This is a genomic window from Shigella flexneri 2a str. 301 (genome assembly GCF_000006925.2).
Lineage (GTDB): Bacteria > Pseudomonadota > Gammaproteobacteria > Enterobacterales > Enterobacteriaceae > ECMA0423.
Genome location: NC_004337.2, coordinates 4,366,871 through 4,385,140 on the forward strand (window position 1 = coordinate 4,366,871; position 18,270 = coordinate 4,385,140).

An 18,270-nucleotide genomic window follows, 5' to 3' on the forward strand; every position below is an offset into this window, starting at 1 on the left:
TAAAAATCATCAAACTCAAAAAAAAAACGCTAGTATATTCTGAATATTCCGAATAGTTACGTAGGGTAATGACTCCAACTTACTGATAGTGTTTTATGTTCAGATAATGCCCGATGACCTTGTCATGCAGCTCCACCGATTTTGAGAACGACAGTGACTTCCGTACCAGCCTTGCCAGATGTTGTCTCAGATTCAGATTATGTCGCTCAATGCGCTGAGTGTAACGCTTGCTGATAACGTGCAGCTTTCCCTTCAGGCGTGATTCATACAGCGGCCAGCCATCCGTCATCCATACCACGACCTCAAAGGCCGACAGCAGGCTCAGAAGACGCTCCAGTGTGGCCAGAGTGCGTTCACCGAAGACGTGCGCCACAACCGTCCTCCGTATCCTGTCATACGCGTAAAACAGCCAGCGCTGACGTGATTTAGCACCGACGTAGCCCCAATGTTCGTCCATTTCAGCGCAGACAATCACATCACTGCCCGGTTGTATGCGCGAGGTTACCGACTGCGGCCTGAGTTTTTTAAGTGACGTAAAACCGTGTTGAGGCCAACGCCCATAATGCGTGCGCTGGCGCGACATCCGACGCCATTCATGGCCATATCAATGATTTTCTGGTGCGTACCGGGCTGAGAGGCGGTGTAAGTGAACTGTAGTTGCCATGTTTTACGGCAATGAGAGCAGAGATAGCGCTGATGTCCGGCAGTGCTTTTGCCGTTACGCACCACGCCTTCAGTAGCGGAGCAGGAAGGACATCTGATGGAAATGGAAGCCACGCAAGCACCTTAAAATCACCATCATACACTAAATCAGTAAGTTGGCAGCATTACCGTTACGTAGATGAAAATACTTGTCACCGCTGCTACTTAATTCCGGTGGGAAATTATTTATTTCCGCATAATCAGCTATGTATTATTTGAAACAATTAGTTTGTAAATAATATAAATTGATAACATATCAAATACATCAAAAATACCATTCACAGGCATTATTAATATAGACCTCAATATAGCAATATCAAATTCCAATTAGTAATAAGATATGCTTTTAAATTGCATGCAAATAATTTTAAATGAGCGTTTTTTGATACTTTAGAGTGTTTCCTACCCTTTAATATCACTGTGTAGAGTTGATATCACTACAACAGAAACATGCATGTCATTTGTTTACTTCTCTTTTTACTACAGAAAAATTTATCTATTTTTCTAAACATCAGTTAAATACTCATAAAAGGTAACTATTATGTCTATGCCATTAAGCAATGCCGCTAATAACCAATTCAATACAAATAATCACTTCCTTCATCATCCAAAAGTCGACAGTGAGTTAACACGTCGATATGAATATGCACGCCTGGATACGGAAAATATCTATCTTCTGCCTCTTGCTCGTGGCAATAACCATAATTACGATGGAAAAAGCGTTGTCGAAATTAGAAAACTTAATATTGGCAAACAGTCCTGGCCATTTAATTATGTGACAGATACATGCAGAGAATTCAATGGTATTACAACAACAGGACGTATGCTCTATCGAAACTTGAAAATCACCTCAGCTTTAGACGAAATATATGGTGGTATATGTAAAAAGGCGCATGCTGCTACAGAGTTAGCAGAAGGTTTACGGCTAAATTTATTTATGAAGAGCCCTTTCGATCCTGTTGAGGACTATACAGTTCATGAAATAACATTAGGCCCTGGTTGCAATGTTCCTGGTTATGCCGGAACCACGATAGGATATATTTCAACCCTTCCAGCTTCTCAGGCAAAAAGATGGACCAATGAGCAGCCAAGAATTGATATCTATATTGATCAGATAATAACTGTCTCAGGGGTAGCAAATTCTTCCGGATTCGCCCTTGCCGCATTACTTAATGCTAATATTGAGATGGGAAATGACCCAATCATTGGTATAGAAGCCTATCCTGGTACCGCGGAGATCCATTCAAAAATGGGATATAACGTTATCCCCGGTGATGAAGATGCGCCACTCAAACGCATGACTCTGCAACCGTCATCTCTTCCAGAACTGTTTGAATTAAAAAATGGTGAATGGAATTATATTGGTAAATAGCCACTGAGAAGAATGAGTACTAATATTCAGGTTATACAGATATTTAAACAAAACCCTGCAATTTACAAAGTAATACTCATTGCGACTTCTTAATTTAAGAAAGCGCAAGGAACGTTTACCCTTGCGCTTATTATAATAAGTCAGGCGTCGACTTTATCCAGCGGCCATGAATCAAAGAGATAGCCGTCAAAATAAATATCGTCAACGTTCGAGAATTCCAGCAGACGTTGCTTAACGTTTTCCAGATGCTGCCACATTGCCAGCTTCGCCGCTCGGGCATCTTTTTTGATTAACGCGGCGAGGATCTGTTTGTGATCGCCCAACCACTCTTTGCGATACAGGCTGTCATCCAGATGGCTGTGCAACTGGATCCACATTGGATTGTTTTCCCGCCACTGCCAGGACTGACGGAATAACTCCACCAGCATGCTGTTATGCGTTGCTTCAGCAATGGCGAGATGGAACTGCATGTCACCGCTTTCGCTGCTACCCGGCGCGCTGGAAGCCAGTTCACGCTCTTCCAGTTGCAATGCCTGACGCATTTTGACGATATCTTCGCGGGTAGCCTGCAGTGCGGCAAACTCGGCGATGTTACTTTCCAGTAACTGACGCGCCTGTAACAGCTCAAAAGGACCCGCATCATTGCAGACGTTGGCATCCGGACTGTCTGTGTTGTGGCTGCCTGAGCTATCAAGCACATAGATACCGGCACCCCGGCGCACTTCCACCAGCCCTTTGATCTCCAGCATGATCAGCGCTTCACGTACCACCGTCCGCGTGACATCAAGCATTTCTGCAATTTCACGCTCCGGCGGCAGCCGTTCGCCAGGATTGTACGGCGTCTTTATGATCAGATCGTGGATCATCGCCCCGACTTCCTGGTAAGGTCTTTGCGCAGAGGTGACAGATTTCATGGTGTTGTGTCCGTTAGGTGCGGTTAATCAAATTTTTGCCGGATGCGGCGTGAACGCCTTATCCGGCCTACAACGGGCAATTTTACGGCCCCCGTTAATCTCAAACTATACCATTAGCACTGGAAGTTGGCACGTACAGGTGGGCAAAAAAACGAAAACTGGTCAACCAAATATCAGTTTGATTGACCAGTAAGTCTGTAGGGTAATCAGTTAGTTACAGCGCAGCCACACACTCGCGCGCACCGCGTTCGCACAGCTGCTGATATGCCGACGTCACCGCGCCAACAAAGTCGGCATTCTGCGGCAGATCATCGGCAAAAATACCGCTCAGGCCCAGCAGCGCTTTCACGCGGTCTGCGCCCTGATACTGCGCGTTAATCTTCTGGAACTCGGCCAGCATCGGGTCGACCACGTCAATGGCATTACCCTGCTCATCCACGCCCTGGGTGTAACCCATCCAGCCAGCCACGCCCAGCGCCAGGTGACGCCAGCTGCCGCCGTTTTGCAGGTGCAGACGCACCGGGTCCAGTAGACGCTGCGGTAACTTCTGGCTGCCGTCCATCGCAATCTGCCAGGTACGGTGACGCAGAGACGGGTTGCTGAAACGCTCGATCAGCAGCGTCGCATAGGCGTTCAGGTCCGTACCTTCCGGCATCGACAGCGTTGGCGCTTGTTCCTGCATCATCAGGGCAAAGGCCGCTTTGCGATAATCCGGGTTAGTCATGGTGTCGGCAATGGTTTCATAGCCGCCGAGGTAACCGAGGTACGCCAGGAAAGAGTGGCTGCCGTTCAGCATACGCAGCTTCATCATTTCGAACGGCACAACGTCTGCAACGAACTGTGTGCCCACTTTATCCCAGTCCGGGCGACCATTAACGAAGTTATCTTCAATCACCCACTGACGGAACGGTTCGCAGGCAATGGCGCACGGGTCGTAAACACCCAGCTGGTCAGCAATTTCCTGTAAGGTTTCTGGCGTCGCCGCCGGAACGATGCGGTCAACCATGGTGCACGGGAAGGTGACGTTCTCTTCAATCCATGCCGCTAGCTGCGGGTCACGCGCCTGAGCCAGCCCCAGTACCGCGACCTTCGCCACATGGCCGTTTTCACGCACGTTATCGCAGGACATCACCGTAAATGCTTTCAGCCCTTTTTCACGACGCAGACGCAAGGCTTCGACGATGTAACCAATCGCGGACTTCGGCGCAGTCGGGTTTTCCAGATCGTGCTTGATCAGCGGGTTATTGAGATCCAGTTGACCGCTTGCCGCATCAGCGCAGTAGCCTTTTTCCGTGACCGTTAGAGAGACAATCGCCGTTTGCGGACGCGCCATCGCGTTGAGAATACCTTCGCAGCCGTCGATTTCCGGATGCAGCGCTTCTTTCATCGAACCGATAATTTTCAGCTCGGTGCTTTCTGCGCCTTTTTCCGCTACGGTGTACAGCAGTTGCTGTTTTTTCAGGTTTTCGATCAGCATGCGGTCGTTGCCTGGCATCAGGTTAACTTCGCAGATGCCCCAGTCGCTGTCGGTGCTTTCCAGCAGATGATGGGTATACAGCGCCTGGTGCGCGCGGTGAAACGCCCCGCAACCGAGATGCACAATGCGTGATTCCAGACGAGAATGATCCCATGACGGGCGGGCAACCGGCAGATTGCTGTCAACAATAGTAGTCATCGTAAACTCCAGAATCCGTCTTCAGAGAGTGACGGCAAGGAAGAAGGAACCGGCACGGCGCGCAGCCATGCCGGTGGGTATTAACGGCTAAAGAAAGCGCGCTGGATCGCCAGTTCGACACCGCGAACTTCGGCCAGGCCTTTCAGACGACCAATTGCGGAGTAACCAGGGTTGGTTTTCTTCTTCAGGTCGTCCAGCATCTGATGACCGTGGTCCGGACGCATCGGGATCAGGTCTTCTTTGCCTTCCGCTTTACGACGGTGTTCTTCTTCAACAATCGCTTTCACCACTTCGTACATATCAACGTCACCGTTCAGGTGCGCCGCTTCGTGGAAGGTTTTCGGGTTATCTTCACGCATGGTGGAGCGCAGATGGGTGAAGTAAATACGCGGACCGAACTGCTTGATCATATCAACCAGATCGTTGTCAGCACGCACGCCGTAGGAACCGGTGCACATGGTGAAACCGTTCGCCATGCTGTTTACGGTATCAACCATCCACTGCATATCTTCAATGGTGGAAACAATGCGCGGCAAGCCGAGGATCGGGCGCGGCGGATCGTCCGGGTGAACCGCCATACGCACGCCAACTTCTTCAGCAACTGGAATAATCGCTTTCAGGAAGACGGCAAAGTTTTCGCGCAGTTTGGCTTTGTCGATATCTTTGTACAGCTCCAGGTGCTTACGGAACTGGTCGAGGGTATACCCTTCTTCCGCGCCCGGCAGACCGGCAATGATGTTACGCGTCAGACGCGCTTTGTCTTCGTCGCTCATAGTGGCGAAGCGTTCAGCTGCCTGAGCAATTTCTTCTTCGGTGTAATCCGCTTCCGCGCCTGGACGTTTCAGGATATGCATTTCGAATGCAGCGAATTCGATCTGGTCGAAGCGCAGAGCTTTGGAGCCGTCTGGCAGCACGTATTCGAGGTCAGTACGGGTCCAGTCGAGCACCGGCATGAAGTTGTAGCACACGGTGCGAATGCCACACTGCGCCAGGTTGCGCAGAGTCTGCTGATAGTTAGCGATCCACTGCTCATAGTTGCCAGTGTGGGTTTTGATATCTTCGTGAATTGGTACGCTTTCTACGACAGACCACACCAGGCCTGCGTCTTCAACGATCGCCTTGCGTTTGAGGATCTCTTCTACGGACCATACTTCGCCGTTCGGGATATGGTGCAGCGCGGTAACCACGCCAGTTGCGCCCGCCTGACGGACATCAGCTAAAGAAACCGGATCGTTTGGGCCGTACCAGCGCCAGGTCTGTTCCATGATTTTTCCTCTTTCACATAGTGGGTTCCACAGCAAAGAGACGCGGAACCTTGGAGTTGTTTAGGTATCCGGATGAACAACCAGACCGCAGCCGTGGCGTTGCATCGGATGAGATGGCGTATAAGTTCTACCTTTTGGTAAGACATGTCAACCAGAATTCTGAAATTGGTTAACCGCGTCGCAAGAATTTCACTCTCATGGTTGTTGCTGCAAATTGCAGCAAAGGGTAATCGATGGTTATTGATCAGAGGATGTGACATTCATCGCAACAATGGTTGACCAATTTACATAACATGTCGCCCAAAATAACAACGGTTCAACCAAGTAAGGTAAAACGTTATGCATGTGCTTAACATTCTCTGGGTGGTATTCGGCATTGGCCTGATGCTGATACTGAATTTGAAGTTCAAAATCAATTCAATGGTGGCTTTGTTGGTGGCGGCGCTGTCCGTCGGGATGCTGGCAGGCATGGATTTGATGTCGCTGCTGCACACCATGAAAGCGGGCTTCGGCAACACGCTGGGAGAACTGGCTATCATCGTGGTGTTCGGTGCGGTCATCGGTAAATTGATGGTCGACTCCGGCGCGGCTCACCAGATAGCACATACGCTGCTGGCGCGTCTCGGTCTGCGCTATGTACAGCTGTCGGTGATTATCATCGGCCTTATTTTCGGTCTGGCGATGTTCTATGAAGTGGCCTTTATCATGTTAGCGCCGCTGGTTATTGTTATTGCCGCCGAAGCTAAAATTCCGTTCCTGAAACTGGCGATCCCGGCAGTAGCAGCTGCCACTACCGCACATTCACTGTTCCCACCGCAGCCGGGTCCGGTGGCGCTGGTGAATGCTTATGGCGCGGATATGGGGATGGTTTATATCTATGGCGTACTGGTGACGATCCCAAGTGTAATCTGCGCAGGTCTGATCCTGCCGAAGTTCCTCGGCAATCTTGAGCGCCCAACGCCATCATTCCTGAAAGCAGATCAACCGGTAGATATGAATAATCTGCCCTCTTTCGGCGTTTCGATTCTGGTGCCGCTGATCCCGGCGATCATTATGATCTCTACCACCATCGCCAATATCTGGCTGGTAAAAGATACCCCTGCCTGGGAAGTGGTTAACTTTATTGGTTCCTCGCCGATTGCGATGTTTATTGCGATGGTGGTTGCATTCGTACTCTTTGGCACCGCGCGTGGTCATGACATGCAGTGGGTGATGAACGCTTTTGAAAGCGCGGTGAAGAGTATTGCAATGGTGATTCTGATCATCGGTGCGGGTGGCGTGCTGAAGCAGACCATCATCGACACCGGCATTGGCGACACCATCGGCATGTTGATGTCCCACGGCAATATCTCGCCCTACATTATGGCATGGCTGATCACTGTGCTAATTCGTCTGGCGACGGGTCAGGGTGTCGTTTCGGCGATGACCGCCGCCGGGATTATCAGTGCTGCAATCCTTGATCCAGCAACCGGTCAGCTGGTTGGCGTGAATCCGGCGCTGCTGGTACTGGCGACGGCTGCGGGTTCCAACACCCTCACCCACATTAATGATGCATCTTTCTGGTTGTTCAAAGGTTACTTTGACCTGTCAGTAAAAGACACGTTGAAAACCTGGGGTCTGCTGGAGCTGGTCAACTCCGTGGTTGGGCTGATTATTGTGCTGATTATTAGCATGGTAGCGTAAAAGAACACCAGAGCCTGCCAATGGCAGGCTCAGACTGATGACTAAAGTCTAAAAATGTGCCCGGACAGTCCCCTCGCCCCTCCGGGGAGAGGGTTAGGGTGAGGGGAACAGACCAGTAAAGTGCGCTTTGTTTATGCCAGATGCGACGCTGACGCGTCTTATCTGGCCTACAAAGGGCTAACGTGCAGGTTTTGTAGGTCTGATAGCGTAGCGCCTCAGGTACCAGCATTAGCAATGCGCTGTAATTTTTTTATTGATAAACAAAAGTCACGCCAATAATCGATTGCACATTCCCTGCAGTCACCTGCCCTCCGGTACGTGCGTAATTTGCCGTTAATCCCAGACTTACCGCCGAAGTTCCTACTGCTCCTAACGATACCGTGTTATTCGCTGGAATAATCGTACCGTTGCGCGTCAACTGTACGCCGACGCCCTGCGCTGGTGAAAACGACGCGGTATTGGTGAAAATCGAGTTGCCCGCATCTGCGGTTGTGCCGGAGAGGTAATACCCCAGGTTTTGGCTTTTCGCACAATAAACGGTAAGAGGAATTGGCACTGAACCAGGGTAGTCCGGCAGAGTAACGGTGACATCACGAGCAGAAACATCACAACCGCCAGTGGGCACCACCACATCATTATTGGCGTAAATATTCCACACAAACTGAAAATCATCGCTGTTATAGTTGTTGGTCTGTCGCAAAATAAGCACGGCAATTAATGAACCAGCTTTAATAGCCACCCCGCCCGCACTGCTCACAGGCGTCAAATAAAGCGCCACCGGCCACGGCTTATCCGTTCTCGAATTATAAACAACCCGCGGCGTTTCGCTGGTGGTCGGAAATGGATAGCTACTGCCACTATATTTTACGGTCCCGGAAAAATTAGATAACACGCCGCCGTAAGCCGAGCCTCGTTGCAGTGTGACATAGTCTGTAATGGTTTCCGGATAATCGTTATGGCAAAAGATTTGCGTCGAAAGATCTACGACCAGGTTTTGCCCCACATTCACGACAGGCGCAAGGTTTACATAAACATTAGCGCTGCCACCGCCAATAGGGATAGCGGTACCATTGGCGGTTTTACAGGCGAATGACCAGGCATTTACCGACCAGCCCATCAGCAGTACAGCAAACAGGGTAATAGCTCGTTTCATTACAATTATCTCTTCGGGTTCAGCTGTAGGTATAGGTGATGCTAATTACTGCCTGAATGGTTCCCTGAGTGGCTCCGCCATTTACCGTCAATGCTCTGACCTGTAACGGGAAGTGCGCTGATTGTGAGGAATCATCCACCTGAACTGTTTTGGTTGCGCCAGTATTCAATGTGTTGCCACTGTCATCCTGTAGCTCTAACTGGATGTTTTGCGCGGTCCCCTGGTTTTTATAATATCCGGTGCTGTCGGCTGCCCCGCTGAAGCTGGCAGTGACCCTCGACGTTCCCACCGGACAATTAGTCAACTCAAGCGCAACATCATGCCAGGCCGATGCCGCCCCGGCAGACATAAGACTGAAAGAATAAAGATCGCCGAGATCTACCGTGGCATTGGTGGTGGAAACCGTACACGGTTTGGCGACGACCTTACCGTTCACCGTGATGGTGACATCGGCTGCCTGTATCGTCGCACTTGCGAGCGCCAACATTGCCGCCAATACATACCCACGTTTGCACCATTTCATGAGCATCTCCAGTTACTGATATTCAAGAGTGAAGGTAGCCGTAGCATTGATATGCCCCGCAGTGACAGGCACCTGTGTCGCCATTAGCCGGGCGTAAAAATTCAGCGTATTTGGTTTACCCGGCGTCAGGGTCGTCCACGAAATCGCAGACGATGGAGCATTAAGGGGTATTTGATTTTGCTGCTCATTCAGAAGCTGTATTCCCAGTCCCGCAGCCGCTGACACCGTATTTTCAAGTGCAAGCAGGTTGGCATTGTGGCTATCTGCAACGCCGGTAAACCCAACTTTTACGGCAGAAACGGCATTACCACAGGGTGACAGCAAAATACGAAATGGAACGACAGGAGTCGTCGCGCCAATGTTGTTAAATTGCTTCGCCGCGTTTTCCATCAGATCAACAGTAAAATTGGTTGATTCAGCGGCCACACTACAGCCGTTATCTCTGACATAGCCGCGGATAGTAATCGTGCTATCCGCAGCCAAAACGCGACTTACCGCCAGCCACAAAAAAGCGCACAGAAGATAAAAAGGTTTGTTTCTCATCACGCCCCCTTAACGACATTCAGCTGATAGCTGGGTTAATAACTGCTGCTGACTCTCTGGTGGCAGTTGATAATTGGCGACACAGTGAGCATTTTCCTCTTCTCCCCATTTCACCTGAACTTTTCCCGCTAAAGGCATTCCGCTGAGGTAAACCTGACCATTATCCGCAACAATGCCGCTACTCTGGCTACTCTCTGATGTCACCATCGCCCCAAACGGCAGCGGCTTATTATTGTGAGTTAGCGTCATGAGCAGTTTTATCCCAACGCGCGCTTTAAACTCTGCTCGCACGATCGCCCCACGAGTGGGAACAACGTTAGCGACCGCGTTATCTAAATCGACGTTATCAGCCAAGGTATTGGTATCCAGCGCCACTCTATTTTCCCGATATTCAGTGGCATAAGGCAGCACGGCATAACCACGCCAGTCGGTACGCACCCCCGTCTGGTTTTCGACTTTTGCATCTTTTGCGCCAGGCGCTTTAACAAGCACCACCGTATCGTTTAACGGCTGCCCCAGCGTTACGCCATTGGCATGAGCCAATACCCCACCGCTGACTCCGTAATAGAGCTGCTTAATATCATCGCTATGGCTGTAACCGATATTGGCATTGCCGTAACCACCGCGATAATTCAGCGTGGCGTAGCCTGTACTTCCGCTATTACCATCGCCTCCCCCGGCATAGCCGGTTTGCACGCTATAACTGAGGTTGTTGTCTTCCAGCAACGTACCGTATACACCAGCCAGATTGGTCATCCGACCGTTGAGATCGTGTGACATGCTGTAGCTGGCACTGGCATGTCGCCACTGAGATTTACTGTCAGAACGCAGCCAGTGGCTGAAAGGAATATTGACGTTAAGCGCTAACATCTGATCCCGTCCTTTTTGCCAGGCGTTTTTCGTCAGGCTATAGCTGAGCGTCCAGTTGATATCTTCGAACGCAGTATTTAATCCAGCCTGGAATTGCTCATCGACATTACTCGTTCCCCAATAAGTTTGATGGCTACCACTCAAATACAGTGTTGATGTGCGCCCGAGTTGCTGAGTAACGGTGAGCTGTAATTTCCCGCGTTTGTTATAAGCGAGGTTGTAATAGTCGGTGAATTTCGGCTTAACCTGAATAACTCCATCCTGTGTTTCGATGTTGTAGCCATTCATTCGACTGTATGTTGTATCAGCGAAATTAAAATATCCGCTGGTCGAATAACGGTAACCCACTAACTGAATATTCGTGCCTGATTCATTGAGCGATTTGTTATAGAGAAAACGCACCGATTGTCCGTCATGCTGACTGTCATCGGGAAGTGTGGAATTAGCCTGCGTCATATCCACAGACAGAGCGCCCAGTGCCTCCATGTTTTTCCCGATACCGAAATTAAAAGCACGATAACGATCCGCCAGTTGCGTTCCACCATATATTGTCCAGCCAGCCGGAAGGCCGTGGAGTAATGTACTCTGGAAAAAGCGGGGTTTTTCCTGCTGCGCATTTCCACTACGGTATTCTCCTGCCGTAATGGAATAACGAGTATGCCCTTCACGTTGCAAAAGCGGGACTGACGAATAGGGTACGGTAAAAATCTGCGTGCTGCCGTCAGCCTCTTTGATCGTTACCTGCAAGTCACCACTATTACCTGCGGCATAGATATCGTTGATGGTAAAAGGCCCCGGTGGCACCGTACTATTATAAATGCCATATCCATTTTGTTTAATAGTGACCTGTGCAGTACCACGAGCAATACCGTGGATCACCGGGGCAAATCCTCTTTGGCTATCGGGTAACATATTGTCATCTGAGGCCAATTGTGCGCCGCGAAAGTTAATACCATCGAAAATATCGCCCTGGGTATAACCATCACCCAACGTCAGCCGGGAACGTAAAGGAATTATGTCTCGCTCAATCCAGGTAATGATATGCTGCCATTTATTTTTGCTACCTGATGAACTGTCGCTACTGTTATAACTCCAGGTGGTATTGTCGCGTAAACGCCACGCACCAATATTTAACCCACTCTGTAGGTTTAAATATGCATAATGGCTGTTACCCCCAATCCGATTCTGGGTAATGACTCCAACTTACTGATAGTGTTTTATGTTCAGATAATGCCCGATGACCTTGTCATGCAGCTCCACCGATTTTGAGAACGACAGTGACTTCCGTACCAGCCTTGCCAGATGTTGTCTCAGATTCAGATTATGTCGCTCAATGCGCTGAGTGTAACGCTTGCTGATAACGTGCAGCTTTCCCTTCAGGCGTGATTCATACAGCGGACAGCCATCCGTCATCCATACCACGACCTCAAAGGCCGACAGCAGGCTCAGAAGACGCTCCAGTGTGGCCAGAGTGCGTTCACCGAAGACGTGCGCCACAACCGTCCTCCGTATCCTGTCATACGCGTAAAACAGCCAGCGCTGACGTGATTTAGCACCGACGTAGCCCCAATGTTCGTCCATTTCAGCGCAGACAATCACATCACTGCCCGGTTGTATGCGCGAGGTTACCGACTGCGGCCTGAGTTTTTTAAGTGACGTAAAACCGTGTTGAGGCCAACGCCCATAATGCGTGCACTGGCGCGACATCCGACGCCATTCATGGCCATATCAATGATTTTCTGGTGCGTACCGGGCTGAGAGGCGGTGTAAGTGAACTGTAGTTGCCATGTTTTACGGCAATGAGAGCAGAGATAGCGCTGATGTCCGGCAGTGCTTTTGCCGTTACGCACCACGCCTTCAGTAGCGGAGCAGGAAGGACATCTGATGGAAATGGAAGCCACGCAAGCACCTTAAAATCACCATCATACACTAAATCAGTAAGTTGGCAGCATTACCCGATTCTGTACACTATTTCCGCTGAAATTATAATTGAGCAATCCGGCATTAATACCGGGATCCCATAACTCAGGAGGAATATAACCACGCGCGCGATTACTCATAAATGCCTGAGGGATCGTCAGGTTCAGTCGCTGCTGACCAACATCCAGATGCGCAGTAGCGTCCTGGACCATTGTGGTTAATGGCACACAGGCATCATCCGCCAGCAGATTCATACCGGCGACAGAAGCCGTATTCAGCCCCATACTGGCGAGTTGCGCGCGTGTCAGGCAGGGAACAATCCCTTGTTCACTGTCGCCCGTATTAAATGTGACATCACGCGTTGCCATATAACCATTATTCAAATAGATATCGACGCGATACGTCCCTGGCGGTAATTCTTGCCCATTTTCAAAACGCGATAAATCGGCCACAGCCTGGGGATCATCCGCTAAAAAGCGCAGATTAAAATAGAGGTCGGCAGATGACAAAGGTGCCTGTGCGGCAAAAGCACAGGCGACAACGAGTCGGACAAAAAAACCAGCCAAACGATGCTTACGAATATGCAAGCATTGTGTGTTTCGCTGGTAAAGTCTTAAATTCAGATATGACATTATTCCTCCGGTTTAAAATCACCCGGCAGTCAATTCTTTTTATTCAGGCGAAAAATTCCCCCTGCGTTATTCCATTACGCCCGTCATTTTGGGGGTAAGTGCGCCATAATCATTTATTGTTCGGTAAGTAATATTGCTTCCTGCATCAGAAGGCAATTTAACCGTGCTTTCGCCCATTGGAGGCACCAATGCATTTTCAAGAACCCGGGTTCCGGCATTCAACTCTGTTACCGTCAGGTAATAGGGTGTCGGGTTAATCAGCGTCAGAGAATTCGCGCTACGACGAAATCTTAATTTTTCTGCGGCCTGATCGGGTGGCAACGCTAATTTAGCCGGGCGATAGTACAGTTTAATGCGGCTGATAATTGCGAGCTGTAGCATATTCTCAGTCAATTTTGATTTATCCATTGACGGAATCGCTTTAACGTTCATCCAGAATAAACTTTCCCGGTCCTGTGGCAATTGGTTATTTGTTGCATCAAGAATACGTAAGGTATTCTCTTTTTTTCCCTTCATCGCAAACAGAGGAGGCGTCACGATAAAACGACCATCCTTTACACCATCGGCATTTTCCACCCATGATTGAATTAAATAGGTACTATTTTCATCATTATTTGTCACGGCAAGTTGCACTTGTTTTTGCCCTGCCGGATAAATTACGCGAGTCGCACCTAAGGCCACTCCTGCTTCAGCGCGTCCGGCAACCATCATTGCCATGAACATCAGGATACCTGCCAGCAAGCAGAATGTTATTTCCTGCGATTTCCTTACATTGACGTTTTTATTACTCACTGTCCTGTTCCTGTTATCACATTATCTACTGAACAATTACTGATAGGTTAAAGAGAACCAGGCCTGGGCATTGGCGATGCCGCCAGTAACCCGACGCCCGGTAGCACGATATTTGGCGATGAAATGTAGCGAAGTAGAGCCTGAGTAAAGCCGTTTCCAGTTTGCTGGAGGACGATTAATCGGTACGAGGTTTCCTTCATCATCAAACAACGCTACACCAATATTGGAGGCTATCCCTGGCCCCTCTCCCACGGAGAGCACATCCGGATTTTTACCATCCGCGACACCGTGAAACGCCACACCCACACGTTCACTCACCACCGTGCTACATTCCCGTAAATGAATAACAAAAGGCACCGGTGCGCTATCTTCCCCTGCCGCATGAAACCGGTTACTGCTGATTTGCCCCATATTGACCGTCATTTGTTTATCACCGGCTTCAATCCGGCAAGTTTCCGCAATAATGACGCCCTGAAATTGCATATTTCCGCCGGGCAGCGTGGTATTCCATTTATTTCCGGCCAGAGCAAACATTGGCAGCAACGACGCTAACAGAAATAATCTCTTCCTTTTCATCGTTATTTTTATCGCACAAGGGTGGGCATCCCTGCCCGTAATGACGTCCTTGAACCTGGGTAGGTTATTGATACTGAACCTTGAAGGTTGCATCCGCATTAGCTGCACCCGGGGTTGCCTCGCCGATTGCATAATAACGCGCCTGGAACGGAATGGTGTTGGTACCGTTATTCAGGGTTGTTTGTGCACTAAATGTCGCACCGTCCAGCGTCAGAGCATTGCCTGTTCTGTCTAGGATCTGCACGCCAACGTTTGTTGCACTACCTGCAGCAGAACTCTGCAGAGCCAGTACATCAGTACGCGTAGCATCAATTGCCGTACCTAAGAAGGCAACAGCGGCTTTTGTGGCAACAGTGGTATCGCAATCATTCAGCTGAATGTTAAAACCAACGGCAGAGCTGGTTGCTCCAGCCTGCTTCAGGCTAGCGGTACGAACCTGTCCCAACTGAACGGTTTGATCAACAGAGCCTGCATCAACTGCGCAAGCGGCGTTAACAACTTCCCCTTTAAAGTGAATGGTCCCACCATTTACCGTCGTAGTATCGGCCAGAGCCGCTGCGGAACTGAGGGACAGAGCCGACAGAACAACGATTGCCAGAGTTTTAATTTTCATGCTGCTTTCCTTTAAAAAAACTATTTCTAAATCGACATGGGCAGTCGTTCTGTACACTTTGTTTTGTCAACGAGTTTGACTGCCAACACTGCACAGTTTTCCCCCAAAAGATGAAACATTTGGGGCCATTTTGACTCATAGAGGAAAGCATCGCGCACAAACTTTTTCAGTTTATTTGTTGGCTTAATATTCTATTATTATCTTTATTTATAGATTTTTATATTGCATGAGGTGGTTTTTGGAGAGAAGAATGAGGAAGATGCGTCGAGCCACAGAAACGTTAGCTTTACATATAGCGGAGGTGATGTGAAATTAATTTACAAGAGAAATAATTTACATATCAAATAGTTAGATGCTTTTTGTCGTTTTTTAATATTTTTATGCTTGAGAAAAAATACGTAACTTATTTATGATATGGACAGTTTGGCCCCAATTGTCTTGTGTTTATTTGTTTTTTAACTTTATTATCAATAAGTTAAATCAAACCTCTTCTCTTTTTAATTTTTCGTTTATGAGATTATTTCTTTCCCATAATCCGGCAAAACGAGCAGCATTACTGGCGGTATAACGCACAGTATGGCGAATATTTCGATGCCCGAGATAATCCTGAATTAAACGGGTATCTGCACCACGCTCCGCCAGTTCATAACCGCAAGCATGCCTTAACATATGAGGATGAGTCTGCGTTACGGTTCCAGCTTCAATACCGGCATCGCGAATAATGCGATAGGCCTGCTGGCGAGAAAGCCGACTCCCGCGGCGAGAAATAAATATAGCGTCGGTCCGGTCAGCGCCTTTCCAGTTAGCACGTTCCTGGGTCCAGCGTTCCACGGCTTCACGCTCATCAAAACGTAACGGGTGAACGGTAGAAAATCCGTTCTTCAGTCGGCGAATATTTATTCGACCTTCATTAAGGTCAAGGTCCTGATAATGCAGATCAAGCAGTTCACTAATACGCATCCCATGCCGATATGCCAACAGAATAAGACAATAATCTCTGGCTCCCGTTGCCCCGTAACAAACCGCCTGCATCATGGCCTGAACTTCTTTACCGGTAAGATAACGACGTTTACTCACAATAGTAGTACTCCTAACTGAGATATATTTGAATGAATACCTATAGGAAACCTCAATCGGTCAAAATTAGCCCAATAGATAAAAAGATAACCACACACGAAGTTATGTGGCTATCAGTCAATTACATTAAACATCATACAAAAATAAAATATCACTGATGTGACAACATCTATTTTCATTGATTTGATTCAATATAACAATAGATTACAGAGGATTAACTTCCAGTTACTTAAAAAATAAAGAAAAAAGTGTGGAAACAGGAGAATTTAAGTGATGTGTAAACTTATGAATGATTTTGTTTATTTATTTTGAAGAACATAAATCATTAGATTTTGTATGGGTATGGTTAACTTAATGTTTATTATGATAATTAAGAATCACACTTACAATAACATCAATTAATAAATGGTTAATCATTTTTGATATATCGTAAGAATAATGTAGTTTTTAACACCATCCCTGGTATCTCAACTATCTCTATAAAACAGCATGACGCTGTCGTCCTCTGGCTCTATCCCAGATGCCGTAAAAACGCCCTGCATTGCTGGCGGTATACCAGACAGTATGACGAATATTGCGATGCCCAAGATAATCCTAGATAAGTCGCGTATCTATTCCCATATTCGCCAAAGCAAAACCACACGAATAGCGTAACATGTGCGGATGAATCTCCAGTGACAACCCGGCATTACCACCAGAAGTCGAGATAATATGGTAAAACTGTTGCCGAGAAAGCGGATTCCCCTTACGTGATAAAAATACCCACTCGCTCTCAGCATGCGGATAAGAAGTACGGATACTCAACCAGTTTTTTAAAGCCTGAACTTCTTTGTTCAATAGCGGGTGCGTTGTTGAAAAGCCTTTTTTTAATCGATGGATATATATACACTTTGCTTTAAGATCAATATCCGAAATCCTCAATCGACAAATTTCACTCGCCCGGAAACCATGAATAAAACAAAGCAAAATCAGACAATAATTACGTGTTGCATGAGGCCCGGTATTTGCTGCTTTAAGGAGTGACTCGATTTCACTATGGGTAAGGAAGTTCCTTTTTTTGTTATCAGCCTTATTCCTCATCGTTTTCCCTTATAATTACAGACGCGCACTAGCTGTGCTGGGTTAGCAATAATCCAACATTTTTATCCTGATTATGTTTATAAAAGCGAACGTTTGCTTAATAACTTACGTAAGTGGACCAGTTCTTCTGAGCGAACTTAAATGGAGTAGCGATAGTTACTTATAATAACTTTGCCATACAAACGCCATGCTCTTGCATGCTATGTACCTTTATATATTTATCAATCTGATACGAATCTAATAATAACCCTCATCATTAATGCAACTAATCTTATCTATATATCATGTGATATGTTCTGTAACAAGTAAAATCAACATAAAAAATTCAGCAAAATTTAATATTTGTTAAACTAGCCGTCTCAAATATGACATTATTAGTTAACTGCATTTGCCACAAAATGGCTATTTCATGGAACGCAGTAATTTCTTAGTGGCTATTATCATGCTAATTCTTAGATCCCTAGCGATTATTCCTGCCTGGTTCGTCAGCTTAGGCCATGAGATTGTTACATTCCTTTTTATCCTGGAGATATGGGGGAACGCAGGCGACGCTTTTTCATCTACATCCGTTGGTAAATATAGCTTTGGTCACTACGACTTAAGCCTTCCTCAATCACAGCTATTCGCCGGGCGATACGGCAAACAAACTAAGTGAAACATCATCCTGAAAACACCAACATCAACAAGCCTCTCCAGATCGACATCAGGAGTGACCAGTTACAAGCCACAAACCAAGAAACATATTTCATGATGAGAATTATGCTCAGCCTGATGGCGAGTAAACCCTTATTTTCACCACTCTCACTGAGTTAGCTTGCAAAGCTTTCTTTGTTTAGATTCTAAATAAATTATTTATAAAACATATAGTTAAAAGAAAATC

General features: G+C 47.6%; 17 protein-coding genes and 3 other annotated features. Of the genes, 2 read left to right on the top strand and 15 right to left on the bottom strand.

Features of this window, described 5'->3' with window-relative positions:
* Window positions 1-64: 64 nt before the first annotated feature.
* Window positions 65-832, bottom strand: a mobile genetic element.
* Both insB (SF4193) and insA (SF4194) read right to left on the bottom strand, forming a co-directional pair.
* Window positions 80-475, bottom strand: coding sequence for an insertion element IS1 protein InsB (insB, locus tag SF4193; RefSeq protein NP_709907.1), 396 nt, complete (start codon window positions 473-475; stop codon window positions 80-82). It overlaps the preceding feature by 396 nt.
* Complete coding sequence (gene insA, locus SF4194; RefSeq protein NP_709908.1) at window positions 502-777, bottom strand: insertion element IS1 protein InsA; 276 nt, start codon at window positions 775-777, stop codon at window positions 502-504. (Lies within the feature at window positions 65-832.)
* 411 nt (window positions 833-1,243) lie before the next feature.
* Between insA (SF4194) and yjiC the strand changes: the two genes are divergently transcribed.
* Window positions 1,244-2,074 carry a hypothetical protein gene (gene yjiC, locus SF4195; protein NP_709909.1) on the top strand — a complete coding sequence of 277 codons (831 nt, stop codon included), beginning with the start codon at window positions 1,244-1,246 and terminating at the stop codon, window positions 2,072-2,074.
* Window positions 2,075-2,214: 140 nt separating this feature from the next.
* On the opposite strand, the gene uxuR is transcribed toward yjiC, so the two are convergent.
* The 3 genes from uxuR to uxuA form a co-directional block, all read right to left on the bottom strand.
* Window positions 2,215-2,988 carry a DNA-binding transcriptional repressor UxuR gene (uxuR, locus tag SF4196; protein ID NP_709910.1) on the bottom strand — a complete coding sequence of 258 codons (774 nt, stop codon included), beginning with the start codon at window positions 2,986-2,988 and terminating at the stop codon, window positions 2,215-2,217.
* Between the two features lie 214 nt (window positions 2,989-3,202).
* A complete protein-coding gene (gene uxuB / locus SF4197) occupies window positions 3,203-4,663 on the bottom strand; it encodes a D-mannonate oxidoreductase (RefSeq protein NP_709911.1) in 1,461 nt (486 codons plus the stop codon).
* 80 nt (window positions 4,664-4,743) lie between these two features.
* Window positions 4,744-5,928 (bottom strand): mannonate dehydratase, encoded by a 1,185-nt coding sequence (uxuA, locus tag SF4198; RefSeq protein NP_709912.2) that lies wholly within the window; start codon window positions 5,926-5,928, stop codon window positions 4,744-4,746.
* Window positions 5,929-6,267: 339 nt separating this feature from the next.
* Between uxuA and gntP the strand changes: the two genes are divergently transcribed.
* On the top strand, window positions 6,268-7,611 hold the full coding sequence (gene gntP / locus SF4199) for a fructuronate transporter (protein NP_709913.1): 1,344 nt from the start codon (window positions 6,268-6,270) through the stop codon (window positions 7,609-7,611).
* Between the two features lie 250 nt (window positions 7,612-7,861).
* Here the strand turns inward: gntP and fimH are convergent, their stop codons facing one another.
* The 10 genes from fimH to fimB all read right to left on the bottom strand — a co-directional run bounded on the left by fimH (window position 7,862) and on the right by fimB (window position 17,390).
* Entirely contained in the window at window positions 7,862-8,764 is a 903-nt protein-coding gene (gene fimH / locus SF4200) for a minor fimbrial subunit, D-mannose specific adhesin (protein NP_709914.1), read from the bottom strand.
* 19 nt (window positions 8,765-8,783) lie between these two features.
* A complete protein-coding gene (gene fimG / locus SF4201) occupies window positions 8,784-9,287 on the bottom strand; it encodes a minor fimbrial subunit (RefSeq protein NP_709915.2) in 504 nt (167 codons plus the stop codon).
* Window positions 9,288-9,299: 12 nt separating this feature from the next.
* Window positions 9,300-9,830, bottom strand: a complete 531-nt coding sequence (fimF, locus tag SF4202) for a minor fimbrial subunit (protein NP_709916.2) — start codon at window positions 9,828-9,830, stop codon at window positions 9,300-9,302.
* 9 nt (window positions 9,831-9,839) lie between these two features.
* Window positions 9,840-13,252: a sequence feature ('Similar to Escherichia coli K12 outer membrane protein; export and assembly of type 1 fimbriae, interrupted gi: 1790772 (879 aa). BLAST with identity of 98% in 1137 aa. This CDS has been disrupted by insertion. The sequence has been checked and is believed to be correct.'), on the bottom strand.
* Window positions 11,889-12,656, bottom strand: a mobile genetic element. Its footprint overlaps the feature before it by 768 nt.
* Window positions 11,904-12,299, bottom strand: coding sequence for an insertion element IS1 protein InsB (gene insB / locus SF4203; protein NP_709917.1), 396 nt, complete (start codon window positions 12,297-12,299; stop codon window positions 11,904-11,906). Its footprint overlaps the feature before it by 396 nt.
* On the bottom strand, window positions 12,326-12,601 hold the full coding sequence (gene insA / locus SF4204) for an insertion element IS1 protein InsA (RefSeq protein NP_709918.1): 276 nt from the start codon (window positions 12,599-12,601) through the stop codon (window positions 12,326-12,328).
* A 66-nt stretch (window positions 13,253-13,318) precedes the next feature.
* Window positions 13,319-14,044, bottom strand: a complete 726-nt coding sequence (fimC, locus tag SF4206; RefSeq protein NP_709919.2) for a periplasmic chaperone — start codon at window positions 14,042-14,044, stop codon at window positions 13,319-13,321.
* Window positions 14,045-14,080: 36 nt separating this feature from the next.
* Window positions 14,081-14,719, bottom strand: coding sequence for a fimbrial protein (gene fimI, locus SF4207; RefSeq protein NP_709920.2), 639 nt, complete (start codon window positions 14,717-14,719; stop codon window positions 14,081-14,083).
* Complete coding sequence (gene fimA / locus SF4208; RefSeq protein NP_709921.1) at window positions 14,685-15,233, bottom strand: major type 1 subunit fimbrin; 549 nt, start codon at window positions 15,231-15,233, stop codon at window positions 14,685-14,687. Before fimA ends, fimI begins: the two co-directional genes overlap by 35 nt.
* Before the next feature lie 480 nt (window positions 15,234-15,713).
* Window positions 15,714-16,310, bottom strand: coding sequence for a tyrosine recombinase (gene fimE, locus SF4209; protein NP_709922.1), 597 nt, complete (start codon window positions 16,308-16,310; stop codon window positions 15,714-15,716).
* Between the two features lie 594 nt (window positions 16,311-16,904).
* The gene (fimB, locus tag SF4210) at window positions 16,905-17,390 is read right to left on the bottom strand and encodes a recombinase (RefSeq protein ID NP_709923.1); all 486 of its coding nucleotides are present in this window, start codon (window positions 17,388-17,390) and stop codon (window positions 16,905-16,907) included.
* Window positions 17,391-18,270 lie beyond the last annotated feature (880 nt).